This is a genomic window from Actinoplanes sp. OR16 (genome assembly GCF_004001265.1).
GTDB lineage: Bacteria > Actinomycetota > Actinomycetes > Mycobacteriales > Micromonosporaceae > Actinoplanes.
Genome location: NZ_AP019371.1, coordinates 8,803,190 through 8,825,806 on the forward strand (window position 1 = coordinate 8,803,190; position 22,617 = coordinate 8,825,806).

General features: G+C 70.5%; 23 protein-coding genes. 11 read left to right on the forward strand and 12 right to left on the reverse strand.

Annotation, left to right across the window (positions count from 1 at the left end; translation table 11 throughout):
- Position 1: 1 nt before the first annotated feature.
- From EP757_RS40455 to EP757_RS40475, 5 genes are read left to right on the forward strand one after another with little or no spacing between them, the layout of a single operon-like run.
- Positions 2 to 997 carry a glycosyltransferase family 2 protein gene (locus tag EP757_RS40455; protein WP_127553609.1) on the forward strand — a complete coding sequence of 332 codons (996 nt, stop codon included), beginning with the start codon at positions 2 to 4 and terminating at the stop codon, positions 995 to 997.
- Positions 994 to 2,031 carry a DegT/DnrJ/EryC1/StrS family aminotransferase gene (locus EP757_RS40460; RefSeq protein ID WP_127553610.1) on the forward strand — a complete coding sequence of 346 codons (1,038 nt, stop codon included), beginning with the start codon at positions 994 to 996 and terminating at the stop codon, positions 2,029 to 2,031. Before EP757_RS40455 ends, EP757_RS40460 begins: the two co-directional genes overlap by 4 nt.
- Positions 2,024 to 3,337, forward strand: a complete 1,314-nt coding sequence (locus EP757_RS40465) for a GNAT family N-acetyltransferase (protein WP_127553611.1) — start codon at positions 2,024 to 2,026, stop codon at positions 3,335 to 3,337. Before EP757_RS40460 ends, EP757_RS40465 begins: the two co-directional genes overlap by 8 nt.
- Positions 3,334 to 4,587: a lipopolysaccharide biosynthesis protein gene (locus EP757_RS40470; RefSeq protein ID WP_127553612.1), complete on the forward strand. Its 1,254-nt coding sequence runs from the start codon at positions 3,334 to 3,336 to the stop codon at positions 4,585 to 4,587. Before EP757_RS40465 ends, EP757_RS40470 begins: the two co-directional genes overlap by 4 nt.
- Positions 4,584 to 5,822 carry an O-antigen ligase gene (locus EP757_RS40475; RefSeq protein ID WP_127553613.1) on the forward strand — a complete coding sequence of 413 codons (1,239 nt, stop codon included), beginning with the start codon at positions 4,584 to 4,586 and terminating at the stop codon, positions 5,820 to 5,822. Before EP757_RS40470 ends, EP757_RS40475 begins: the two co-directional genes overlap by 4 nt.
- A gap of 1,509 nt (positions 5,823 to 7,331) precedes the next feature.
- Here EP757_RS40475 and lexA read toward each other — a convergent pair.
- Genes lexA through EP757_RS40495 form a run of 4 tightly spaced genes read right to left on the reverse strand, consistent with a single transcriptional unit; the run spans position 7,332 to position 11,402 of the window.
- Positions 7,332 to 7,955, reverse strand: coding sequence for a transcriptional repressor LexA (gene lexA, locus EP757_RS40480; protein ID WP_127553614.1), 624 nt, complete (start codon positions 7,953 to 7,955; stop codon positions 7,332 to 7,334).
- Between the two features lie 56 nt (positions 7,956 to 8,011).
- A complete protein-coding gene (locus EP757_RS40485; RefSeq protein WP_127553615.1) occupies positions 8,012 to 9,187 on the reverse strand; it encodes a hypothetical protein in 1,176 nt (391 codons plus the stop codon).
- Complete coding sequence (locus tag EP757_RS40490; protein WP_127553616.1) at positions 9,184 to 10,377, reverse strand: hypothetical protein; 1,194 nt, start codon at positions 10,375 to 10,377, stop codon at positions 9,184 to 9,186. Before EP757_RS40490 ends, EP757_RS40485 begins: the two co-directional genes overlap by 4 nt.
- Complete coding sequence (locus EP757_RS40495) at positions 10,374 to 11,402, reverse strand: hypothetical protein (RefSeq protein ID WP_127553617.1); 1,029 nt, start codon at positions 11,400 to 11,402, stop codon at positions 10,374 to 10,376. Before EP757_RS40495 ends, EP757_RS40490 begins: the two co-directional genes overlap by 4 nt.
- 115 nt (positions 11,403 to 11,517) lie before the next feature.
- Here EP757_RS40495 and EP757_RS40500 point away from each other — a divergent pair, with 115 nt between their 5' ends.
- On the forward strand, positions 11,518 to 12,102 hold the full coding sequence (locus tag EP757_RS40500; RefSeq protein ID WP_127553618.1) for a TetR/AcrR family transcriptional regulator: 585 nt from the start codon (positions 11,518 to 11,520) through the stop codon (positions 12,100 to 12,102).
- A 5-nt stretch (positions 12,103 to 12,107) separates the two neighbouring features.
- Here the strand turns inward: EP757_RS40500 and EP757_RS40505 are convergent, their stop codons facing one another.
- The 5 genes from EP757_RS40505 to EP757_RS40525 are packed head-to-tail and all read right to left on the reverse strand — an operon-like array spanning position 12,108 to position 16,503.
- On the reverse strand, positions 12,108 to 13,043 hold the full coding sequence (locus tag EP757_RS40505; RefSeq protein ID WP_127553619.1) for a branched-chain amino acid ABC transporter permease: 936 nt from the start codon (positions 13,041 to 13,043) through the stop codon (positions 12,108 to 12,110).
- Positions 13,040 to 13,891 carry a branched-chain amino acid ABC transporter permease gene (locus EP757_RS40510; protein WP_127553620.1) on the reverse strand — a complete coding sequence of 284 codons (852 nt, stop codon included), beginning with the start codon at positions 13,889 to 13,891 and terminating at the stop codon, positions 13,040 to 13,042. The genes EP757_RS40505 and EP757_RS40510 overlap by 4 nt, the downstream gene beginning before the upstream one ends.
- Positions 13,888 to 14,571 (reverse strand): ABC transporter ATP-binding protein, encoded by a 684-nt coding sequence (locus EP757_RS40515; protein WP_127553621.1) that lies wholly within the window; start codon positions 14,569 to 14,571, stop codon positions 13,888 to 13,890. The genes EP757_RS40510 and EP757_RS40515 overlap by 4 nt, the downstream gene beginning before the upstream one ends.
- The gene (locus EP757_RS40520) at positions 14,564 to 15,352 is read right to left on the reverse strand and encodes an ABC transporter ATP-binding protein (protein WP_127553622.1); all 789 of its coding nucleotides are present in this window, start codon (positions 15,350 to 15,352) and stop codon (positions 14,564 to 14,566) included. Before EP757_RS40520 ends, EP757_RS40515 begins: the two co-directional genes overlap by 8 nt.
- A complete protein-coding gene (locus EP757_RS40525; RefSeq protein ID WP_127553623.1) occupies positions 15,349 to 16,503 on the reverse strand; it encodes an ABC transporter substrate-binding protein in 1,155 nt (384 codons plus the stop codon). Before EP757_RS40525 ends, EP757_RS40520 begins: the two co-directional genes overlap by 4 nt.
- Positions 16,504 to 16,599: 96 nt before the next feature.
- Here EP757_RS40525 and EP757_RS40530 point away from each other — a divergent pair, with 96 nt between their 5' ends.
- Complete coding sequence (locus EP757_RS40530) at positions 16,600 to 17,412, forward strand: PaaX family transcriptional regulator C-terminal domain-containing protein (RefSeq protein WP_127553624.1); 813 nt, start codon at positions 16,600 to 16,602, stop codon at positions 17,410 to 17,412.
- Here EP757_RS40530 and EP757_RS40535 read toward each other — a convergent pair.
- Entirely contained in the window at positions 17,399 to 17,731 is a 333-nt protein-coding gene (locus tag EP757_RS40535) for a hypothetical protein (RefSeq protein WP_127553625.1), read from the reverse strand. The two genes, EP757_RS40530 and EP757_RS40535, sit on opposite strands and share 14 nt — an antisense overlap.
- A 97-nt stretch (positions 17,732 to 17,828) precedes the next feature.
- A complete protein-coding gene (locus tag EP757_RS40540) occupies positions 17,829 to 18,167 on the reverse strand; it encodes an L-rhamnose mutarotase (RefSeq protein WP_127553626.1) in 339 nt (112 codons plus the stop codon).
- Between the two features lie 51 nt (positions 18,168 to 18,218).
- On the opposite strand from EP757_RS40540, the gene EP757_RS40545 reads away from it, so the two are divergent.
- From EP757_RS40545 to EP757_RS40560, 4 genes are all read left to right on the forward strand, one after another.
- Positions 18,219 to 19,079, forward strand: a complete 861-nt coding sequence (locus tag EP757_RS40545) for an alpha/beta fold hydrolase (protein WP_127553627.1) — start codon at positions 18,219 to 18,221, stop codon at positions 19,077 to 19,079.
- 10 nt (positions 19,080 to 19,089) lie between these two features.
- Positions 19,090 to 19,530: a MarR family winged helix-turn-helix transcriptional regulator gene (locus EP757_RS40550; protein ID WP_127553628.1), complete on the forward strand. Its 441-nt coding sequence runs from the start codon at positions 19,090 to 19,092 to the stop codon at positions 19,528 to 19,530.
- A gap of 119 nt (positions 19,531 to 19,649) precedes the next feature.
- Positions 19,650 to 20,993: an NAD(P)/FAD-dependent oxidoreductase gene (locus tag EP757_RS40555; RefSeq protein WP_127553629.1), complete on the forward strand. Its 1,344-nt coding sequence runs from the start codon at positions 19,650 to 19,652 to the stop codon at positions 20,991 to 20,993.
- A 108-nt stretch (positions 20,994 to 21,101) separates the two neighbouring features.
- The gene (locus EP757_RS40560) at positions 21,102 to 21,710 is read left to right on the forward strand and encodes a thymidine kinase (RefSeq protein ID WP_127554686.1); all 609 of its coding nucleotides are present in this window, start codon (positions 21,102 to 21,104) and stop codon (positions 21,708 to 21,710) included.
- On the opposite strand, the gene EP757_RS40565 is transcribed toward EP757_RS40560, so the two are convergent.
- Complete coding sequence (locus EP757_RS40565) at positions 21,701 to 22,606, reverse strand: lamin tail domain-containing protein (protein WP_127553630.1); 906 nt, start codon at positions 22,604 to 22,606, stop codon at positions 21,701 to 21,703. The genes EP757_RS40560 and EP757_RS40565 overlap by 10 nt on opposite strands.
- Between the last annotated feature and the right edge of the window lie 11 nt (positions 22,607 to 22,617).

The window sequence follows — 22,617 nt, forward strand, 5'->3', positions numbered from 1 at the left end:
CGTGAACCTTCCCTTCCTCAGCGTCGTCATCCCGTGCTGGAACGAGGCCCGGTTCATCGGCCCGTTCCTCGACTCGGTGCTGGCCAACACCTACCCGGCGGACCGGATGGAGGTGCTGCTCGTCGACGGGATGAGCGAGGACGGCACCCGCGAGATCGCCCGCCGGTACGCGGTCCGCGACCCCCGACTCGTCCTGGTCGACAACCCGGGACACAGCAAGCCGGCCGCGCTGAATCTCGGCATCCGGCAGGCGAAGGGCGACGTCGTCGTCCGCCTCGACGTGCACGCCGAATACCCGCCGGACTACCTGGAGAACTGCGTCCGCGGCCTGATCGAGCACCCGCAGGCGGACAACGTCGGCGGCGTCCGGATCTCCCGGGCCCGCGACGACACGCTGCTCGGCCGGGCCATCGCCTACTCCACGACCAGCGTCTTCGGCGCCGGGAACTCGAAGTACCGGGTCGGCGTGGCCGAGCCGCAGTGGGTCGACACGGTCTTCGGCGGCTGCTACCGCAAGTCGGTCTTCGACCGGATCGGCCTCTTCGACGAGCAGCTCACCCGTGCCCAGGACCGGGAGTTCAACCACCGGCTGCGCGCCGCCGGCGGCGGCATCCTGCTGCTTCCCGAGATCACCTGTACGTACTACGCGCGCAGTGACCTCCGCGAGTTCTGCTCGTGGACGTTCGAGGCCGGCTACTGGCCGTTCCGGGCCAGCCGCACGGTCGGCCGCTGGATCGGATCGTGGCGCAACGTCGTGCCGATGGCGTTCGTCGCCGCCCTCGCCACCGGTGCCGCCGCCTCTCCGGTGAGCCGCACGGCCCGGCGGGCGACCGGCGCGGTGCTCACCGCGTACGGCCTGACGGCGCTCACCTTCGCCGTCCGGCTCGCCCGCAAGCACCGCGACCCCGCCCTGATCGCGGCGATGCCCCCGGTCTTCCTCGCCACCCACGTGATCTACGGGGCCGGCTCCGTCAAAGGCGCTTTGGAGCGGACATGAGCGACGTCCTGCACTACTACCGCGGGCGGGTCGCGCTGCACGCGATCCTGGAAGGTCTCGGGGCCGGGCCGGGCGACGAGATCGTGGTCCAGTCGTACACCTGCGCCGCCGTGGTGGAGCCGCTGCTGCGCCTCGGCGTGCGGCCGGTCTTCGCCGACATCTCCCGGGAAACGTTCACGATCGACCCGGAGGGGCTGCCCGCGCTGATCACGCCGCGTACCCGGGCCGTGGTCGTGCAGCACACCTTCGGGATACCCGCCCCGATGACGGCGATCCTCGCGGCCGGGCGCGCGGCGGGCGTGCCGATCGTCGAGGACTGCGCGCACATGACGGCGGGCACCGTCACGCCCGGCGGATCGGTCGCCTCGTTCTGGTCGTTCGAGTGGGGCAAGCCGGTCGTGGCCGGGGTCGGCGGGACCGCCGTCGTGCACGATCCCGGGCTCGCCGCGGAGATGCGCGCCCGCTACGCGAGGTACACCCCGCCGCCACCGGCCCGGGAGGCGGTCATGGCGGCGGAGTACCTGGCGTACCGGGTCGCCGCCGGTACCGGGGTGCTCTGGCGGCTGCGCGCGCTCTACCGGCAGCTGGCCGGGCTCGGCATGGTGACCGGCTCCTACTCCCCCGATCCGATGAACAGCCCGGAGTACGGATGGCGGATGAGCCGTGGCACACGGTGGCGCCTGCCGTACCGGATCGCCGCCGGACGCGCCACGGTCGCCGGGCGCCGCCGGGTCACCGGCCGGGAGCTCGCCTACGTCCCGCACCGGATCCCCGTGGTCGTCGGCGACAAACAGCGGGTACTCCGCGAGGCGGCGCGGGCCGGCCTCGAGGTCGGGGACTGGTTCGCCAGCCCGGTGCATCCGCTGGCCGGCGACGATCTCGCCGCGGCCGGGTACACGGCGGGCAGCTGCCCGAACGCCGAATGGGCCGCCGCCCACGTCGTCACCCTCCCGGTACGCGCGGGCGCCCGCCCCGCCGACCTCGACCACGCGCTGCGGCAGCTCGCCGGGATCGAGGCGACGGTCGATGCCTGACCAGCGTTTCCGCATCGTCAGCGGGAATCTCACCGAACGGCAGCTCGCCGCCGTCGCCCGGCTGCACGCCGCCGAGGTGCCGGACGGGTTCCTCTCCTCGCTCGGCGAGCCGGTCCTGCGGCTGCTCTACCGGCACGCCTCGGCGAGCCGGCTCAGCGCGGTGCTGCTGGCCGAGGACGTGGAGACCGGTGAGGCGCTGGGCTACATCTGCGGAGCCGTGGACACGTCGGCCCTCTTCGCCGAGTTCGCCCGGCGGCGGTGGGCTTCCGTCGTACCGAAATTGGTTCCTCGCCTGATGCACCCGGGCCGAGCCCGGAAGATGATCGAGACGCTGGCCTATCCGGGCCAGGGGGGCGGCGACCTGCCGCGTGCCGAGATCTTGAACTTCGTGGTGGCGCCGGGGATGCGCGGCCAGGGGGTGGCGACGCGGCTGTTCGAGCACCTGATGAGCTGGTATTCCTCGCGCGGTGTGCCAGCCGTGAAGATCGTGACCGGTTCTGGTCAGCAGCGCGCGCACGGGTTCTACGAGAAGGCCGGGAGCCGGTCGTACGGCAGCACCGCCATCCATGAAGGCACTGAAAGCCGGATATATATCCACACGCTGACCCTCACGGATAGTTACGCTCCGAAGATGAGCTCGGCACGATACGAAACGGTCAAGCGGGCCATGGACGTCACGGTCGCCACGGCCGTGCTCGCGGCGGCGGCCCCGGCCGGACTCGCCGCCGCCTGGATGATCAAACGGGAGGACGGTGGCCCGGTTTTCTACCGCGGCACCCGGGTCGGCCGGTACGGCAAGCCGTTCGGCATGCTCAAGTTCCGCAGCATGGTGATCGACGCGGCCCGGCTCGGCGGCCCCTCGACATCGAACGACGACCCCCGGCTGACCAGCACCGGCAAGTTCCTGCGCCGATGGAAGCTGGACGAGCTGCCACAGCTGTGGAACGTGCTGATCGGCGAGATGAGCCTGGTCGGGCCGCGCCCACAGGTCCCCTCCGACGTGCGGCGATACACCGCCGAGGAGATGCGGCTGCTCGACGTGCGGCCCGGCGTGACCGACTGGGCGTCGATCGTCTTCCACGACGAGGGCGAGATCCTGGCCGGCCACGACGACGTCGACCAGGCCTACGACGACCTCATCCGGCCCGGCAAGATCGCGCTCGGCCTCGCCTACGTGGAGAACCGCGGGCTCGGCACCGACCTGCGGATCCTCGGGCTCACCGCGCTCGCGCTGATCGGCTATCGGCGTACGACCGAACTCCTGCAGCGCGAGGTCCCCCTCGATCTGGCGCGCGTACGGCGTTGAGACTGCTCCGGGCCGTTCCCGATGCGGTGCGGCGCGACTACGCCGCGACGCTGCTGTCCCAGTGGTTCGTGCTCGGAATCGGACTCTTCCTCTTCTACGTCGTCGCCCGGCGCGGTGGCGTGGCAGGCTTCGCCTACTACCAGATCGGCCGCGGCGTGGTGAGCCTGTTCCAGCCGCTCGCGATGATGGGAATGGGTCAGGGGCTGCACCGTTACCTGCCCCGGGCCAGCTCCGGCTCGGAACGCCTCGCTCTGCGCGCGTTCCTCACCCAGGCCGGCGTGGCGATCGCGCTCACCGTCCTCGGCATCGCCCTCGGACCGCAGCTCAGCAGCCTCCTCGGCCTCGGCGGCGGCACCGGCGCGGTGGCCGCCATCATGATCATGCTGGTAGGCAACTGCCTCTGCACGATGGCCGTGGCCGCGCTGCGCGGCACCCACCAGGTCGCCCGTGCCAACACGATCGCCGCGGTCGGTTTCGGTCTCATCCCACTCCTGGTCCTCCCGGTCGCTGACCGCGTCGAGGACTTCCTGATCCTCCAGGGCGCCGGAATGACGGTGGTCGCGGCCTGGGGCACCCTCACCGTCCGTCACCACGGACCCCCGACCACTGCGTTGCCGATCTCGCTGCGCACCCTGATCGCGTACGGGATCCGGCGCCTCCCCGGTGACGTGGCGTTGCCGGCCCTCTTCACCTACCCCACCTTCGCCGTGGCGATCGCCGTGCCCGGCGGCGCCGAGGCGGGCTACGTCGGCTTCGCCACCTCGGCGGTCACCCTGATCTGCTCGATCTTCGGAACGCTCACGCCGGTCCTGCTCCCCCGCCTCTCCCGGTTCTTCCACCTGGCCCCCTCGGATGAGGCCGGGACCACGCGGCAACTGCTGGTCCGCCTCCCCTTCTACGCGGCGCTGCTGGCCGCCGCGGCCGCCGTGGTCTTCTCGTTCTTCTCCGACGCGCTCGTGGCCGGCTTCCTCGGCCCGTCGTTCTCCGCCGCGGCGCCCGTCCTGCGCCTCGGTGTGCTCGCGGCGATCCCGCTCGCCATGTTCTACGCCGCCCGGCCGACCCTGGACGCCCTGCTCGACCGGCCGGTGATCAGCCGCCTGCTGCTCGGCTGCCTGGTCCTGCAGGTGGCGCTCACCCACCTGGCCGCCCTGGCGCTGCCGCCCGCGCACGCCGCGATCCTGGCACTCTGCGTGGCGGCGTCGGTGCTCGGTTTCCGGTCCGAGCGTCTCGTGGTGCGAGCCCTCGGATGACCTCCCTCACGGATGATCGTCCGCATCCCGGCGGCGTCGTCGTCCTCGCCTTCATCGCCACCCTGGCCGGCCGGTTCACCCTGACCCGGCTCGGCCTGGACGTACCGGTCATCAACGACGTCCGCGTCCTGCTCTACCTGCTCCTGATCCTGTGCCTGCTGCTGGAGTCGCACCGGATCGGCCGGACCGCCGCCGCCGCCGGCGGATACGCCGTCCTGCCAGTCTTCGGCCTGCTCGGCTACCAGATCCTGTCCGCCTCGTGGGCGCCCTCGAACGCCGTCACCGGCCCGATGATCGGCGACCTGGCCGCGACCGCGTTCCTGATCCTCGTCTACTACTTCCTGGCCCGCTGGGATCGCGACCACGTCACCCGGATGACGCTGCACCTGTTCCACGGCGCCGCCTGGGTCTACTTCCTGGCCGCCGCATCCGGTCGCGGTCACGCCTCGAACGGCCGGTGGGCGGCCCTCGGCGGCGGCCCCAACGTCTTCGTCCGCGTCATGATCCTCGGCTGCATCACGTCCCTCTTCCTGTACGTCCGCAGCGGCCAGAAGATCTACTGGCTGGCGCCGATCCCGGCCTTCATGTTCGGCGCCCTCGCCTCCGGCTCCCGCGGCGGCATGGCGGCTCTCGGCATCACCGGCGCGATAGCCCTGCTGGCGATCCGCCCCAGACTCCGCTGGAACACCATCGCCAAACCGCTCGGCTTCCTCGTCGTCCTCTCCATCATGGTGGCGCTGACCGCAGGCCCGATCATCGCCGACTTCGTCCAGACCCGGTTCGTCGAAGCCACCGTCGGCCAGGGCTACACCTCCGACCGCGACGTCCTCTTCGCCTGGGCGTTACGCCTCTTCTGGCAGCGCCCACTCCTCGGCACCGGCATCAACGGTTTCCACGCCATCGCGAACCTCGGCGAAGGTGAGCGGTACGTGCACAACCTCCCGCTCTCTGTCGCCGCCGAAGGGGGCTTCGTGGGGCTGTCGCTCCTCGGATTGGCGTGGCTGGGCTTGTGGCACGCCTACATCCGGACTCCCCTCGTCGAACGCAGCCTGGAAGCGCGCAGCTCGGCGTACTGCGGCATCTTCATCGGCGCGTCCTGCCTCTTCTCCGGCGACTACTTCGACGCCCGCATGATGTGGATCATGCTCGTGCTGGCGGCGGTGCGGCCTGCCCGGGTGCCGGGGCAGCCGGCTCGGGTGGCGGCGGTGAATCCGTTGTCGCCGGCCTCTGCTTGATCCGTTTTTGGTCTCGGGGTTCGGGGTGGGGTGGGCGTCCTAGGAATCTAGGCTGGAGCTTTGTTTTGGGCTGGGGTGGTGCTTTATCTGGGCCGGGGCGCCGCTTTGGGTTCGGGGGTGGCTGGGCTGGTTGCCAGGCGAGGTGGTGCAACACCGGGCCGTAGCGCCGCTTCCGGTCTGGGAAGTGGCGGGGCCGGCTTGCCAGGCCAGGTGGTGCAACACCGGGCCGTAGCGCCGCTTCCGGTTCGGGAAGTGGCAGGGCTGGCTTGCCAGGCGAGGTGGTGCAACACCAGGCCGTAGCGCCGCTTCCGATCCGGGGGCGGCTGGGCTGGCCGCCAGGCCAGGTGGTGCAACACCAGGCCGTAACGCCGCTTCCGGTCTGGGAAGTGGCAGGGCTGGCTGCCAGGCGAGGTGGTGCAACACCAAGCCGTAACGCCGCCTGCGGTTCCGGGGGTGGCAGGGCTGGCCGCCAGGCCAGGGTGCTGCAACGCAAGGCCGTGACGCCGCCTGCGGTCTTGCGAGGGCTGGGCGGGTTGGCTGGTCGTTGCGCGCTTGCCGGGTCCATTGCGGATCTTGGAGAATTTGCGGAGGCGATACCCGACGTGACCCTTCACCGCGGGTTAGTGGAAACCTGTGGGGGTCATAGGCCCCACGACTTTCCACCAACGCCCGATGTTCCAAGATCTCGGTCACTGTCCGCAGCGGCTTCGCGGGCTGCGGGGTGCTTCACACCAAGCCGTAACGCCACTTCCAGTTCGAGGGTGGCTAGGCGGAATGCTGCAACACCAGGACGCGACGCCACCTGCGGTCTTTCGAAGGCTGGGCAGGTGGGCTGGTCGTCGCGCACTTGCCGGGTCCATCGCGAGGGCTGGTCGGATTCCTTGGTCGTCGCGCGATTGCCGGGTCCATTGCGGATCTTGGAGGGTTTGCAGAGGCGATACCCGACGTGACCCCTCACCGCGGGATTCGTGGAAACCTGTAGGGGCCATAGGCCCCACGACTTTCCACCAACACCCGATGTTCCAAAATCTCGGCTACTGTCCCCAGCGACTTCGCGGGCTGCGGGGTGCTTTCACACCAAGCCGTAACGCCACTTCCAGTTCGGAGTACTGCAACACCAGGACGCGACGCCACCTGCGGTCTTGCGAAGGCTGGGCAGGTTGGCTGGTCGTCGCGCACTTGCCGGGTCCATTGCGAGGGCTGCACGGGTTCGATGGTCGTCGCGCGCCTGCCGGGCCCACCGCGGATCTTGGAGAGTCCGCGAGACCCGACGTGACCGCTCGCTACGGGATCTTGGAGGGTTGGCGGAGGCGATACCCGACGTGACCCCTCACCGCGGGATTCGTGGAAACCTGTAGGGGCCATAGGCCCCACGACTTTCCACCAACGCCCGATGTTCCAAGATCTCAGGTCACCGTCCGCAGCGGCTCGTCGGCTGCGGTGATCCGCCGACCACCGGCCAGGCCCGTCCACCAGGAACTCAAGCCGGCCGACCGGGCGGCGAAGGGGCTAAAGGCGGCGCATCACGCAGACGACCTTGCCCAGGACCGTGGCGTCGTCGGCAGGGATTATCTGGTAGAGGGGGTTGCGGGGGATCAGCTCGACCTTGGCACCTCGGCGGCGGAGGACCTTCACGGTCGCCTCGTTGTCGATCATTGCGGCCACGATGTCGCCGTTCTCGGCCACGGGCTGCTGGCGGACGACCACCACGTCGCCGTCGCAGATGGCGGCGTCGATCATCGAGTCGCCCTTGACGTTCAGGGCGAAGAAGGTGCCGTGGCCGACCATGCTGGCGGAGACGGTGAGGTGGTCCTCGACGTTCTGCTCGGCGAGGATCGGGGTGCCCGCCGCGATGTCGCCGAGGATCGGCACGCTGATCGTGCGGTCGGCGGCGGGGGTGCGCACGTCGACGGCCCGGGAACCGTGCGGTTTGCGGCGCAGCAGGCCGTGGTTCTCCAGGACCTTGAGGTGGTGTGAGACCGAGGAGGGCGACACCAGGCCGACCGCGGCGCCGATCTCGCGGACGGTCGGCGGGTAGCCGCGGTCACGGATCGACTCGTGGATGACGGCCAGGATGCGCTCCTGCTTGGCGGTTATCGGGCGTTTCGGTCCGTCACCGCTGTCGATGCTCATGGCCGCACCTTACCCCATGATTAGATCAGATGTACTAAACGTGACCGAAAGAGGTACTAGACGAAGAGCAGGAACAGGCCCGCCCACGTGCAGATGATCATGAAGATCATCAGCGGCAGCTCATCGGCCAGCACCGCCAGCACGGAACGGTCGGGGGAATCGGCCAGCGCATGGTCGTGCGCCACCACCACGCCGAGTACGTGACCGATCAGGATCAGGGCGACTTGGAGAGAGGCCACCACTGAGGGGATCGGGATCAGAGTCCAGGCCGCGCCGCCGAGGACACCCCACTGCTGGACCAGCAGCAGCACTCCGCGAGGACCCTCCACGAGCAGCAGGGACAGGTAGTGGGCGAGGGTGTAGCCGACCGCGATCGGGATCAGGGAGGCGGTCACGTCGAGGCGGCCGGCGGTCCAGCGCACGGCCAGCAGGACCAGGCCGCAGATCAGCGTCAGGGCGACCGCCGCGAGGATCGGGGCATGGCCGGTACGCTGCACGAACCCCGCCCACGCCGGTGACGCCGAGGCGCTGTCGAAGACCGTCGAGCCCCACCACACGGCCACGAAGGCGGCCGTTCCCGGGAGCAGCGGCGCGGCCAGACCGGACAGCCAGGGGCGCCACACCAGAGGGCTCAGCCGGCCGGCCAGGTCCGAGTAGACCTCGAAGGCGTCGCCACGGGCGAACCACTCCTCGCCGCGGAGGGCCGCCGCGAACAGCTGCGTCCCCGCGTACAGGAGAAGGAAGGAACCGGCCGCGACCGGATCGCCCTGATGGGGCACCGCCAGCTCGAAAACCGCGAAGACCAGCAGGAACGCGGCCGCCGGCCAGGCCTGAGGGGTGGAGCCGGGCGGGAGGGGGCGCCACCCGTGGCGCGGCAGGCGCAGCAGCGTGAAGAGGGTGCGGAGCGGGTTGACCTGCCGCCAGACGGGTCCGCAAAGGAGGCTGATCGGAATCAGTCCCACCCAGAGCCAGACGAACAGCGCGTGCGCCGCGGGATTCCCGTGACGGGGACCGGCGAAGGCGTTGACGATCACGTAGAGGGCAAGCGCGAGCACCGGGTAGCGCAGCCACGACAGGGGCAATGAAGAGAAATCCGGCGCAACGGCACGCGATCGCCGCCTCCACGCGGAGATCAGGAAGGAGAGGACCACCACTGCGGCACCGGCCTGCAGCACCAGGTCGAGCGGCAGCGGCAGATCGGCCGAGCTGCCGACACCGTGAGCAAGGGTCACCGAACCTCGATCTGCAGCAGCAGCGTCGACGGGTGCATCTCGATGTCGTGCAGACCGGCGACGTCCGCGGCGAAGAAGACGCACGCCGGCTGATCCGCCTGCACCGGGAACTCCACGTCGTAGCCGTGCACATGCACGTCACCGGCGACGTCGGCGGTCACCCCGAGCAGGATCGTGCTGTTCAACGGTACGGAGACCCGATGCGGCGCCGGCTCCGCACGCCCCTCACGGACTACCGCATCGATCGGTACGGACCCCGGCGCCGCTGATCCACAGGAGGCGGGGACGGCGTCGGCGGGATCCGACTGCGTGCACCCGCCGAGCAGCAGGATCCCGGCGAGGAGCAGCGCCGACGGCTGGCGGGCCAGCGTACGCAGAACGCCCGCACCGGCCACCGCGATGCCGGCGCCGAGCCCGAGGGCGAGGACGACGAGCACCCGTTCCACGACGGCGGGACCGGCGAACGGCACCACCGCCCGGTGGAACGACGTGACGTCGGGCAGCACGAACACCGCGGTGAGCGCGGCGCCACCGCAGACCGCGAGGACACCGCCGGCCCGGCCACGCAGAGCGACGACCGCCCCGCCGATGATCAGCGGCCAGGCGAGCAGGTTGATCCCGGCCGCGCTGAGGAACGTCGTGACGAGCGGCGCGGACTCGACCACGAGGGTGGAGCCGATCACATGGGTGATCGAGGCGGCTGCCGCGACCAGTCCCGCGACGCAGAGGAGCACGTCGCCGCGGGAGATCCGCCGGGACAGCAGCACCAGGAGCATCCCGACGAGCACGGTGGCCGCCCACCAGACCGGAGCGAGCGGCGGTTCCTCGCCGCGGATCTCGCCGGTCACGACGACGACGGTGTCCTGCGCATGCAGGGGGATCGTCCACCGCACGGTCTCGCCGGGGGCCGGCGAGCGACCCTCGGGCGTGATCCGGCCGTCGGTCCAGGCCCGGGTTCTCCCCGGCGGGATCGAGGTCTGGCCGATGAGGACACTCTGCGCGGTGCCGTTGCGGATCAGCAGCCGGGCGCCGTTCTCGATCACCCGGATCTGCAGGCCGGGGACCTGCGGCGTGACCGATACGAGCGTGCCGCGCCCGTCGGTGGCGGTCAGCCCGCCGGCGTGGGCGAGAGCAGGCGACGGAATGCCCAGGAATATCGCGACGAAGGCGATGAAGCCGAGGAATCTCACTGCACCCTGCGAGCCACCAGCACGGTGCCCGCCCCCGTCAGCGCGGTGTACATCAACAACCCCGTCACCATGTGGATGTTGAAACCGACGCTACCCTCCTCGATCTTGCCGATCAGCAGCACGGCACCCCAGGTGAGCGGCGGCGCCAGCAGTCCGAGAAGGATCCAGCGCGCGTTCACCGGCAGTGGCACGAGGCGGTTGGCGATCCGGAAGACGATCTCCAGCACCAGAGCGGCGGCCGCCACGGTCAGCGCGGGCCACCAGGCGTCCTCGGAGTCGAACATGAGATGCATGAGGACGGCCGGGATCGCGATCAGCGCGGTGGGCAGGCCGAGCGGCAGCGGCCAGCGGCGTCCGATGACGATCAGCGGCACGAGGAGCAGGACCGTGCTGAAGAGGTAGCCGTGCACGAGCTGCGCGTCCGGCGAGAAGATCGGCGTCGGCGTCTCGCCCATGCCGAGGTGCCGGAAGCCGATCGCCGAGGCGTGCAGCGAGTAGATGTGCACCGGCAGCACCGCGAAGAGCACCGAGATGCCGACCAGCCAGCCGCCGCTCACGCCGAGCGTGCGTTCCGGCAGCGTGGCCTGCATCAGCGCCGGGCCCATCGCGACCAGCGCCATGCCCAGGATGATCAGCTCGTGGCTGGGCGACACGAAGATCTCCATGTCCCGCTCGATGCCGAACAGGTTGTGCCAGAGCGTGTCCATGCCGCCGCCGACCAGCAGCGCGGCCATCCCGGCGAGCGGCAGCCGCAGGGCGTTCGGCAGGGCGAGCAGCGACTGGTACGTGGGAACGCTCGGCAGCCGGCCCCGCAGGATCCAGAGCAGCGTGAACCCGGACGCGGCGATGCCGGAGTAGAGGACCCCGTGCCACGGCGTCCAGAACGTCTCCAGCTCGGGGGTCGTCGCGTGCGCGTACGCGTCCAGCTGCAACCCGATGACCAGCCAGGCGCTGGCCACGACCAGCACCCAGCGTTCGCGCGCGGTGAACGGCACGACTGCCGGCCGTTCGACGATCGTCGTCACGTTTGAATCACCCCTCCGGAGACATTCAGCGACCGTAACCTATCGCTGCTCTGACATCGATCGATCAACAGCCGATGAACGACAGCGGAGAGTGATGAGACTAAGGTGACCCACCGTGGCGAATCTTCGCGCGACGCAGAAACAGATGACCCGCCGGCTGCTTCTGGATCACGGGCTTTCCCTGTTCCGTACGAAGGGTTACGCCGCCGCCACGATCGATGAGATCGCGGCGGGCGCGGGCACCACGCGGACGACGTTCTATCTGCACTTCCCGTCGAAGTCGTCGCTCATGAAGGCGCTCATCGAGGACGTCCGCGACATCTTGGACGCGGTCGACGACCCGCCGCTCGCCGAGGTGGTCGAACGCGGTGATCCGGCGCTGGTCGAGCAGTGGCTGGCCCGGCGGTTCGACCAGTGGCCGGCGATCGGGCCCTACCTGCGCAGCGCCTATCAGGCCGCGGCCATCGAGCCGGAGATCAACGCGAGGCTGACCGCGTGGTTCGAGGCGACGACCAGCGCCATGCACGACGGGCTCAACCGCGCCGACCGATTCGACGCGGCCACCCGGCACGTGCGCTGCATGCTGGCGTTCGGGCAGTTCGAGCACGTGGCGCGGCGATGGTTCGAGCAGGGATGGACGTTCGACCGGGACGTGACCCTGCGGACCATGACGGACAGCTGGCGCAATCTCCTGATCTAGAGGGATCAGCGGCGGGCGACTGCCTTGCGCAGGGCCGGGACGACGCCACGGGGCAGGTACAGGACGCAGACGATCAGGAGGATGGCGTAGACGGCGTACGACAGCACGCCCGGCGCGTAGTCCGGCATGCCCGGCTGGGTGCCGAGCGTGTTCAGCACCTGCACGAGACCGACGATCAGGACCGCGCCGACGACCGGACCGGCGATCGTGCCGAGGCCGCCCACCACGGCCATCACCACGTATTCGATGGAGAGCAGGACCGGGAACGATCCGGGCGCGAGATACCCGAGGTAGAACGCGTAGACGCCGCCCGCCAACCCGGCGAACGCCGCGGAGAGGGCGAAGACGACGAGCCGATAGCCGCCTACCGGTACGCCGCTGGCAGCCGCCGCCACCTCGCTCGACGCCGCCGCTCGCAGGCCACGGCCGGCCCGGGACGAGACGACGTTGCGGGAGACGAGCAGGGCGACGCCGAGGACGAGCAGGGCCAGGTACGCGTAGCCGAGATCCTGCCGCAGCGTGAACCCGCCGATCGAGAACCGCGGGATGCCCTGGAGCCCGATGGCGCCGCCCGCCCAGGTGGCCTGCGCGAGCAGTGACAGCAGGATCAGCTGGACGGCCAGGGTGGCGAAGGCGAGGTGGTGGCCGCGCAGCCGGAGCAGCGGAAAACCGATCACCGCCGCGGCCAGGCCGGCGACGAGAGGGGCGACGAGCAGCCCGAGGACCGGGGGCACACCGTGGACGGCCAGCAGACCCGCCGTATAGGCGCCTATCGCGTAGAACGAGGCCTGCCCGAGGGAGATCTGCCCGGCGTACCCCATCAGCAGGGACACGCCGACGGTGACCGCCGCGGCGAGCGTGAGCAGCACGAACGTCGCCAGATGCCGGGACGGCAGCAGCAGCGGCACGAGAAGAACCGGCAGGAGAAGAGCGGCCTTCATGCCGGCACCGGTCCACTGCGAGCCGATTGGACGATCATGACGGTGAGCATGAGCACGAGCGCCACCTCCACCTGGTAGGCGCCGCCGCCGTAGCCCGCCACCAGCGTCTGCGCGACGCCGAGCAGGAGGCCGCCGGCGAGCGCCACGACGGGACGGGTCAGGCCGCCGAGCACGGCCGCGGCGAATCCGTTGACGATCAAGGCGACATCGCTGTCGAACGTGACCTGCTGCACCGGCGTGGTCAGCACTCCGGCGAGGCCGCCGAGCGCGCCGCCGAGCACGAACGCCGCCAGGCCCATGCGGCGGACGTCGATGCCGACGACCTGGGCCGCGTACCGGTTGGAGGCGCACGCGGAGAGCGCCTTCCCGAGGTCGGTGCGGGCGAAGAACCAGGCCATCGCGGCGAAGACGGGTCCGGTGACACCGATGATCAGCAGGTAGTGGGCCTGCAGCCGGGCGCCTGCCACCTCGGCCACCCCGGGCACGCCCGGGTAGGAGCGTGGTTGATCTCCCCAGATCAAGACCTCGATGGCGTACGCGAGGATCCCGAGGCCCAGAGTCACGATCAGCGAGGTTCCCGGGCTGGTGCCGGGGCGACCGATCGCGATCACACCGACGACGAGGCCGGCGACCGCGCCGAGCAGGACGCCGCCCACCTCGGCGAGCCCGTGCGGGACGCCGGCGCCGAGCAGGGACCCGGTCAGCATCGCCGCGAGCACGGCGAACGCCCCCTGCGCGAAGTTGACCACCCCGGTGACCCGGTAGATCGCCACCAGACCGCTGCCGACCAGCGCGAATCCGGCCCCGATCCCGAGCCCGGTGATCACATAGCCGAGGAGGTCGCTCATGACGCCTCCTCCACGTGCCCGCCCAGATAGGCAGCCGTCACCCGGGGATCCTTTTCCAGATCAAGAGCTTTTCCCTGTACGGCGACCCGCCCGGTCTCCAGCACATACGCCCGGTCACACAGGTCGAGGGCGAGCCGGGCGTTCTGCTCGATGAGAAGGACCGCCAGTCCACGCGTCCGGTGCAGGTCCCGCAGATGCGCGGCGAGGGTGCGGACCACGAGCGGCGCCAGGCCGAGACTCAGCTCGTCGATCACCAGGACGTCGGGGCGGGACATCAGGGCGCGTCCGATGGCGACCATCTGCTGCTGACCTCCGGAGAGGGCACCGGCCCGGCGCCGGCGGATCTCCCCGAGTTCGGGCAGCAGCTCGTAGACGCCGCTGGTGTCCCGGCCGGCCCGCCCGTTGCGCCAGCCGCCGAGCCGCAGGTTGTCGTCGACGCTGAGATCGCCGAACATCTCCCGGCCTTCCGGCACCTGGGCGAGCCGTCCTCGCACCTCGACCGTCCCGCCGTCCGGCCGCACCAGCCCGGAGAGGGCTTTGACCAGCGTGGACTTGCCGGCTCCGTTGGCGCCGATGAGGGCCACCATCTCGTGGTCGCCCACGGTCAGGTCCACGCCGTCCAGGGCGGTCGCGCCGTCGTAGCGGACCGTCAGGCCCCGTACCTCGACGATGTCAGTCATGAGCGGGGCCGTCCGCGCGTACCGCATCCTGGGGCCCCAAGTAGGCGGCGATCACCGCGGGATCGGCGCGGACCGACTGCGGAGGGCCCGAGGCGATCACCCGGCCCAGATCAAGAACGGTCACCTGGTCGGCCAGGCGCATCACGAAGCCGACGTCGTGCTCGACCAGCAGCATCGTCAGACCCTCCGCGCGCAACTCGCCGAGCAGGGATGCGAGGCGCTCCCGCTCCCCGGCGCGGAGACCTGAGGCGGGCTCGTCGAGCAGGAGCAGTTTCGGACGCGCGCAGAGGGCCCGGGCCAGCTGCAAGGCCCGCTGCTGGCCGAGCGGCAACTCCTCGGCGGGCCGGTCCGCCCAGTCGGCGATACCGGTCCGTTCCAGGCATTCCCGTGCGCGTGACCGGATCTGATCCTCCTCGCGGCGATGCGAGGGCAGCCGGAGCACCGCCGCGGCGAACCCGGCCCGGGTCGTCGCGTGCGCCCCGGTCATGACGTTCTCCAGCGCCGTCATCCCGGTGAAGATCCGCGCGGCCTGGAAGACGACGCCGACGCCGAGGCGGGCGCGCCGGTGTGCGGGCAGCCGCCGCACCGGCACGCCGCCGAGCGTGATCGTGCCGGACTGCGCCGCCAGCTGGCCGCCGATCAGGGCGAACAGGGTGGACTTGCCGGCGCCGTTCGGCCCGATCACGGCTCGCAGCTCGCCCGGCTCGACGGTGAGGCTCACGTCGCGCACGGCGTAGACGCCGCCGAACGCGCGCGAGACACCGTCGACCTCGAGTCTCACCGGAATGCGTCCTTCGAGAACTCGGTGGGGACGAACGTGCCGCCCTCGATCGTGTTGATCGAGATGAACTCGGTGGTGAGGCCGCTGTGGTTGGTGGCCGAATACGAATAGGTGCCGTTCGGGGTCGTCAGGGTCAGCGACTCCAGGGCGTCCCGGACCTTGGCACGGTCGGTGCCGCCGGCCTTCTCGATCGCCGCCGCCAGGAGCTTCACGCCGCTGTAGCCGTCCTGGGCGAACTGCGGCGGCGGATAGCCGTACTTCGCCTCGAACGCGGTGGTCAGCTCGTCGACGGCGGTCTTCAGCTCGCCGGCCGGGAGATACGGGCCGACCACGCCGACCGAACTGGCGATCGTGGCGCCCTCGGCGGCCGGACCGGCCGGCTCCAGGAACAGCCTGCTGGCCTGCGAACCCGTCAGGACCAGCGGGATGTCCAGGCCGGACGCGGCGTACTGCTTGGTGAAGGCGACGCCGGGGGCGCCGGTTCCCCAGAACATCAGGGCCTGCGCGTCCGAGGCGCGCACATGCGTGAAGACGGCGCCGAACTCGGTCGCCGTGGTCTGGAACTCCTCGACCGGTTCGACGGTGACGCCGTACTGCGAGGCCTTGTCGCGCAGGCCCTTCGCACCGGCGACGGCGTAGCTGCTCTTCGTGTCGAAGGCCACGGCGACCGTGGAGATCTTGGATGCCTGAAAGTACTGGAGGGCAGCCTCGGCGTACGTGGCGGACGTCGCCGGTACGACGAAGACGTACGGATGAATGGGGTTGATCTGCTCGTCCGCCGGGGTGAGCGAGAGGTAGGGGATCTCCTCGCGGTCGACGGAGGGCAGGGTGGCGAGCGCCGAGTTGCTGAACGGCGACCCGATGATCGCGTCGGAGTCGCTGCGGAGCTCGTTGAACGCGACCACTGACTGATCGGGCAGGCTCTTGTCGTCACGGACGGTCAACTCGATCGTCCGGCCGCCGATCCCGCCCGCCGCGTTGATCTTCTCGACGGCGAGAGCGACGGACTTCTGGTTCTCGGTGCCGAGCGGGGAGTAGTTGCCGGTGAGCGACACGATCTGACCGATCCGGATCGGATCGTCGTCGCCTCCCGTCTCGGCCGAGCACCCGGCCATGATCAGTATGAGCGGAAGGATCAGGATTCTTCGCATGCCTTGACCTCCTCAGCGACGTTTCCGAGGGGTTACGAGACATCGAAGTTAGGCTTTATCTACACGGCCGTCAATATTTTGCCTAACATCTCCTCCATGACGCAGCTTCGCCCTCCGACGCCTCAGACGCTGATGTTCATGCTGCTCGGCGACTTCGTGCTGGACCGGGACGTCTGCGTCTTCTCGGGCAGCGTCATCGACGTCTTCGACCGGCTCGGCATCTCCTCGCACGCCACCCGATCGACGCTCACCCGCATGGTCAATCGCGGACTGCTGCGGCGGCAGCGGGACGGGCGCCGGATGTACTTCGGACTCACCGCGCGATCCACCGCCCTGCTCCACGACGGCCGCGCCCGCATCTGGCGGACCGGCGCCGTGAACGACGCCTGGGACGGCGACTGGACGCTGCTCTGCTTCTCGCTCCCGGAGTCCTGGCAGCGGCAGCGCCACGACCTGCGCTCCCAGCTGGCGTGGGCGGGGTTCGGCCCGCTGCAGGGCGGCCTCTGGATCGCGCCGGGCAGCGTGCCGGCGCAGGACATCGTGACCGATCTCGGACTGTCCGCCCACGCCCGGGTCTTCCACGCGCGGGCGGACTCGCTCACCGACATCGCCGGGATGGTGCGCGACGCGTACGACCTGGCCGGCCTCGCCGCCGTCTACGAGGAGTTCCTCGCCCGCTGGGACGGCACCCCACCGTTCGCCGACCCGCTCGCCGCCCGCCTCACCCTGGTAGCCGAATGGCTGGGCGCCATCCGCCGCGACCCCCGCCTCCCGGTCGAGCACCTGCCCCCGGCCTGGCCGGCGGTCCGGGCGCAGAAACTCTTCCGCGAGCTGGAGGTGTTCTCGCGCGAACCCGCCCGGGAGATCGCCGACGGGCTGCTGGAGCTGATCCCCGTCAGCCCCGAGTGAAGCGCCGGGCCAGGTCGCGGTGGTGAGCCGCCGCCTCGTGGACCTGGGCCGGCGTGAGCGGGCTGCCCGGCAGCACTCCCAGGGACTCCACCTGCGCGGCCAGGCGCTCGTGGGCCTCCGCCCCGAACTCGCGGCAGGTCAGGCAGGTCACGCTCTCCGGGCGTACCGACGTCATGGCCCGGGCCACCTCGAGACCGCAACCGGAACGCACGGTGGGCGGCAGGTCGGCAGCCAGGCCGAACGCCGACGCGAGGACGGCGCGGGACGCCGCCTGGCCACCCAGCCGGGCGTCGATGTGGATGTGCGGGTCAGCGGCCATGACGTGCAGCCTGTCAGATCCTCGCCGGCTGCTCCTCCAGGCGGAAGACCTGCTGTCAGATCCTCGCCGGCTGCTCCTCCAGGCGGAAGACCTGCTGTCAGATCCTCGCCAGCTGCTCCTCCAGGTGGAAGACCTGGTCGAGGACGAGCATGCCCTCGTCGGGGCGGGAGTCGCCGAGCGCCGGGAAGAAGCCGGCCATCGCCGCCTGCCAGCGGGCGTTCACCTCGGTACGCGCCATCGCCTCCTGGGCGGCGGCGAAGTCGTCGGTCTCCAGGAAGCCGACGAGCAGGCCGTCCGGGCGCAGGAAGAGCCGGTAGTCGTGCCAGCCGGTGGCGGCGAGCGCCCGGAGCATGTCCGGCCAGACCGCGGCGTGGGCCTCGCGGTAGGCGTCCAGCTTCGCCGGATCGACCTGCAGGGTGAAGCAGACTCGTGTCATGCCGGGATTATGCCCTCGGGATTGAAACGTTTCTAGGCCTATATTGTTCGCATGCGAAATAACGAGGTCCGGGTCGGGCGGATCGGCGCCACGCTGCACGAACCCGACGACGAGCCGGCTGCCGCGCTGGTCATCCACCCGGCGACCGCGACGCCGTCACGGTTCTACGCGAACTTCGCGGCGTATCTGGCGGACAACGGGATCGCCACGGTCACCTACGACTACCGCGGCACCGGCCGGTCCGGCTCGCCGCGCGCGAACCGCTCGCTCGGCATGCGCGACTGGATCACCGAGGACGTCCCCGCGGTCACGGCGTGGACGGCGGCCCGCTTCCCCGGCCTGCCGCAGCTGGCGATCGGGCACAGCGTCGGCGGCCACGCGCTGGCCCTCGGCTACGGCGGCCCCGGCCTGTCCGGCCTGGTCATCCTCGCCTCGCACGCCGCCTCGGCCCGGGCCGTCCCGGACCCCGCCGAGCGCCGCCGGGTGCGTCTGCTGCTGCACGTCGTCGGTCCCGCGCTGGGGTCGGTGCTCGGCTACGTCCCGGCCCGCCGGCTCGGGCTCGGCGAGGACATCCCGGCGGCGGCGATGCGCCAGTGGGGCGGATGGGCGAAGCTGGACGGCTACTTCTTCGACGACCCGGCGATGGACGCCGCGGCCCGGGCCGCGACGGTCACCCAGCCGGTCCTGGCGGTCGGGTTCACCGACGACAAGTGGGCCACCCCGGCCTCGATCGACCGGTTGACCAGCCATCTGACGGCCGCGCCGGTGGAACGCCGCACCTACTCCCCCGCCGACGGCGGCGTCGACGCGATCGGCCACCACGGGTTCCTGCGCCGCGGCGTCCGGGACACCCTCTGGCCGGAACTGCTCACCTGGCTCCAGAAACAGAGTTCGATGACGGATTCGCGCTAGTCTCCGGCGTATGACGGCGCCCCGCCCCTCCCCCTCCCTGACGCCGCGCCTGGTCTTCGAGATGATGACCGCCGAGCGTGCCGTCCGCCGCTGGATCGACGCGCGGGGCGGCGGCACCGGCATCGGCGCGGCCGGGGCGGGAGTCCTGTTCTACCTGCACGCGAACGACCACGCCCTGGTCGGCGACGTCACCGCCGCCCTGTGCGCGTCGCCGTCCGGCATGAGCGGCTTGATCACGCGCTTGGAGAAGGCCGGCTTCGTCGCGAAGAATCCCGACGAATCAGACGCCCGGGCGGTACGCCTGACGCTGACGCCCCTCGGCCGTGAAGCCGCGAGCACGGCACGGACCGTGGTCAGGGACTTGAATACTCACCTCACCGAGGACTTCACCCCCGCCGAACTCGACGTGGTGGCCCGCTGGCTCTCCCACGCGGCAACACTCACCCCCTGACGGCGGCCGGCGGCTGTGGCCGTACAGAGAATGTGGTGGAAAGCCCAAGGAGAGTGACTTTCGCTCGGAGCGTGGGCATACCAGTGTGGTCATTGGGTGCCCTATCGCTAGGAGAGAGCATGCGTCATCGGGTCGTGGTCGTCGGAGCGGGGTTCGGCGGGCTCTTCGCCATCAAGGCGCTGCGCCGGGCGGACGTCGACATCACCCTGATCAACGGAACGGCGTACCACCTGTTCCAGCCGCTGCTCTACCAAGTGGCCACCGGGATCCTGTCCGAGGGTGAGGTGGCGCCGCCCATCCGTGAGGTGCTGAAGCGGCAGAAGAACGTGGACGTCCGGCTCGGGTGGGTGCAGGACGTGGACGTCGCTAACAAGGTGGTGTCGGTCAGCGGGCCGGGGATCGAGTACACCGTCGAGTACGACACGCTGATCGTGGCGGCCGGCGCGTCGCAGTCGTATTTCGGGAACGACCAGTTCGCCGATTTCGCGCCGGGCATGAAGAGCATCGACGACGCTCTGGAGCTGCGGGCCCGGATCTTCGGCGCGTTCGAGGTGGCCGACCTGCAGACCGACCCGGCCGACAAGGAGCGCTGGCTCACGTTCGTCGTCGTCGGCGCGGGACCGACCGGCACCGAGATGGCCGGGCAGATCGCCGAGCTGGCGCACCGCACGCTGCCCGAGCAGTACCGCCACATCGACACCCGGAAGTCGCGGATCCTGCTGGTGGACGCGGTCGGGGCGGTGCTCAACACGTTCGGCGACCGGCTGTCCGGGCGGGCGAAGGACGAGCTGGAGAAGCTCGGCGTCGAGGTGAAGCTGAACACCAAGGTGGTCGGCGTCGACACCAGCGGCATCGAGGTGGAGACGGAGAACGGCCGGGAGCGGATCCCGACCATGACGAAGGTGTGGGCCGCCGGCGTGGCCGCGCCGACGATCGCGACGAAGCTGGCCGAGGCGACCGGGGCGAAGACCGACCGGGCCGGGCGGGTGCTGGTCGAGCCGGACACCACGCTGCCGGGACACCCGGAGATCTTCGTGCTCGGCGACATGATGAACCTGGCCGGCGACGACGGGCGCCCGCTGCCCGGTGTGGCGCAGGTCGCCATCCAGAGCGGCCGGCACGCGGCCGAGCAGATCAAGCGGCGGCTCACCGGCAAACCGGACAAGCAGCCCTTCAAGTACTTCGACAAGGGCAGCCTCGCCACGATCTCCCGGTTCTCCGCGGTCGCGAGCATCGGCAAGGTGCACCTGTCCGGCTTCCCGGCCTGGGTGGTGTGGGTCGCCGTGCACCTGTTCTACCTGGTCGGGTTCAAGAACCGGGTGACGGCGGTGCTGCACTGGGCGGTCAGCTTCCTGGGCCGGGGCAGATCGGAACGAGTGGCCACCCAGCAGCAGGCGTTCGCCCGGCGGGCCCTCCGTCTGTACGGCGACCCGTTCAAACGTGAGGCGGAGGAAAGCCGGTAGGGCGGCCAGGTAGCGTGTACCGGCCCCCGCAATCTTGAGGAAGGTTCATTTGTGGTCCCGGTCGCGTCCTCGGTCCAGCAACCCGTCGTCGTGCCACGGCAGCGGGCGATGGCCCCGGTGTTCCACGAACTGACCCTCTTCCACGGGAGCATGGGCGCGGGCAAGTCGACGCTGGCGCTGCAGAACGCGTACAACCGCCGGCAGGCCGGCCGGCCCGGAGTGCTGCTCACCAGCATGGACCGGGCCGGCAGCGGGGTGCTGTCGTCGCGGCTCGGCGTGGCGGCCGACGCCATCGAGGTGCTCGACGGCGCCGACCTGGTGACGCTGATCGAGCAGCAGGTGCCGGCCGGCGGGTTCGTGATCGTGGACGAGGCGCAGTTCCTCCGGCCCGAGCAGGTCGAGCAGCTGGCCCTCGCGGTCGACGAACTGCACGTCGACGTGGACTGCTACGCGATCTCGACGGACTTCATGTCCCGGCTCTTCCCCGGCTCGCAGCGTCTTCTCGAACTGGCCGACCGGATCGTGTCGCTGCAGGTCGAGGTCACCTGCTGGTGCGGGCGGCCGGGACGGCAGAACGCCCGGATCGAGGACGGCCGGGTCGCCCGGACCGGCGCGCAGGTGGCGGTCGGGGACATCGACGAGGCGGCCGAGGTCACCTACCGGGTCCTCTGCCGGCGGCACTGGCGGGACGGCGACGCCGGACCCCATCAGGGGTAGATCTGCCAGGCTCTCAGGTCGCCCTGGGGGTCGAAGAGGTAGCCGCCGTCGCCGTAGCCGTGGCCGGCCGGGTCGACGTTCGTGAAGATCGGGTGGTCCAGGCCCCAGTAGTGGTCGGTGGCGGTGTTCCTCCCCTTGCCGACGTGGACGGTGAGGGTGCCACCGGCGGCGATCGTGGTGCCGTGCGGGAAGGTGTAGCGGCGGTAGGCGGAGTCGGGAACCCACCAGCCGGTGAGGTTGACGGCCTTCTTCTCCGCATTCCTCAGGACGAAGTATTCCCCGTTGAGGTTCGCCGCGTCGGAACCGTCCGGGTCCGGGTTGACGGTCAGGCCGAGATTCGCGACCGGCCCGGCACCGCAGCTGTCCGTGTCGTAGAGACCACGATGTGCCCGGGACGCCGCCTTCGCCGCGGCCAGATACCGCTGGTCCCAGGTCCACTCGCCGGAGAACGGCAGCCACAGCGCCAGACCCCGGCCGACCAGGTCGAGACCGATGTCCTGCCACGTGCCGCCGATCTTCACGGCGGCCGAGCGGAGCGGGCGCTCGCCGGACTTGCTCGACGCGTTCAGGGCGGTGAGCCGCACCTTGTTCCCGCCTGCCTCGACCAGTTGCTCGACCCGCGCGGTGGCGGCGAGGGAGTGGCATTCACCGCGCCGCTTCGACGGCTTCGGCGAGTAGACCGTCTGCTCCATGGCCTGGATGCCGATCAGCCGGATCGACTTCAGGGCGCTCGTGCCGTCGCCGTGCACGTCGACGCGGAGCGTGTCGCCGTCGGCGACCCAGTCGACGGTTCCGGTCCACGTCTGCACGCCGGCGGCCCGCGCGGGAGCGGCGAGACCACTCAGGGTGAGCGCGGCGACGGCGGCAACGGCGGCAACGGCGATACGGCGCATCATGCGACCATCAT

Bases quoted from the DNA above. Each gene is read 5' to 3' on its own strand.
- EP757_RS40460 (WP_127553610.1), top strand. From the start codon at position 994: ATGAGCGACGTCCTGCACTACTACCGCGGGCGGGTCGCGCTGCACGCG.
- EP757_RS40465 (WP_127553611.1), top strand. From the start codon at position 2,024: ATGCCTGACCAGCGTTTCCGCATCGTCAGCGGGAATCTCACCGAACGG.
- EP757_RS40475 (WP_127553613.1), top strand. From the start codon at position 4,584: ATGACCTCCCTCACGGATGATCGTCCGCATCCCGGCGGCGTCGTCGTC.
- lexA (WP_127553614.1), bottom strand. From the start codon at position 7,955: ATGAGCATCGACAGCGGTGACGGACCGAAACGCCCGATAACCGCCAAG.
- EP757_RS40505 (WP_127553619.1), bottom strand. From the start codon at position 13,043: ATGAAGGCCGCTCTTCTCCTGCCGGTTCTTCTCGTGCCGCTGCTGCTG.
- EP757_RS40510 (WP_127553620.1), bottom strand. From the start codon at position 13,891: ATGAGCGACCTCCTCGGCTATGTGATCACCGGGCTCGGGATCGGGGCC.
- EP757_RS40515 (WP_127553621.1), bottom strand. From the start codon at position 14,571: ATGACTGACATCGTCGAGGTACGGGGCCTGACGGTCCGCTACGACGGC.
- EP757_RS40525 (WP_127553623.1), bottom strand. From the start codon at position 16,503: ATGCGAAGAATCCTGATCCTTCCGCTCATACTGATCATGGCCGGGTGC.
- EP757_RS40530 (WP_127553624.1), top strand. From the start codon at position 16,600: ATGACGCAGCTTCGCCCTCCGACGCCTCAGACGCTGATGTTCATGCTG.
- EP757_RS40535 (WP_127553625.1), bottom strand. From the start codon at position 17,731: ATGGCCGCTGACCCGCACATCCACATCGACGCCCGGCTGGGTGGCCAG.
- EP757_RS40540 (WP_127553626.1), bottom strand. From the start codon at position 18,167: ATGACACGAGTCTGCTTCACCCTGCAGGTCGATCCGGCGAAGCTGGAC.
- EP757_RS40545 (WP_127553627.1), top strand. From the start codon at position 18,219: ATGCGAAATAACGAGGTCCGGGTCGGGCGGATCGGCGCCACGCTGCAC.
- EP757_RS40550 (WP_127553628.1), top strand. From the start codon at position 19,090: ATGACGGCGCCCCGCCCCTCCCCCTCCCTGACGCCGCGCCTGGTCTTC.
- EP757_RS40555 (WP_127553629.1), top strand. From the start codon at position 19,650: ATGCGTCATCGGGTCGTGGTCGTCGGAGCGGGGTTCGGCGGGCTCTTC.
- EP757_RS40560 (WP_127554686.1), top strand. From the start codon at position 21,102: ATGGCCCCGGTGTTCCACGAACTGACCCTCTTCCACGGGAGCATGGGC.
- EP757_RS40565 (WP_127553630.1), bottom strand. From the start codon at position 22,606: ATGATGCGCCGTATCGCCGTTGCCGCCGTTGCCGCCGTCGCCGCGCTC.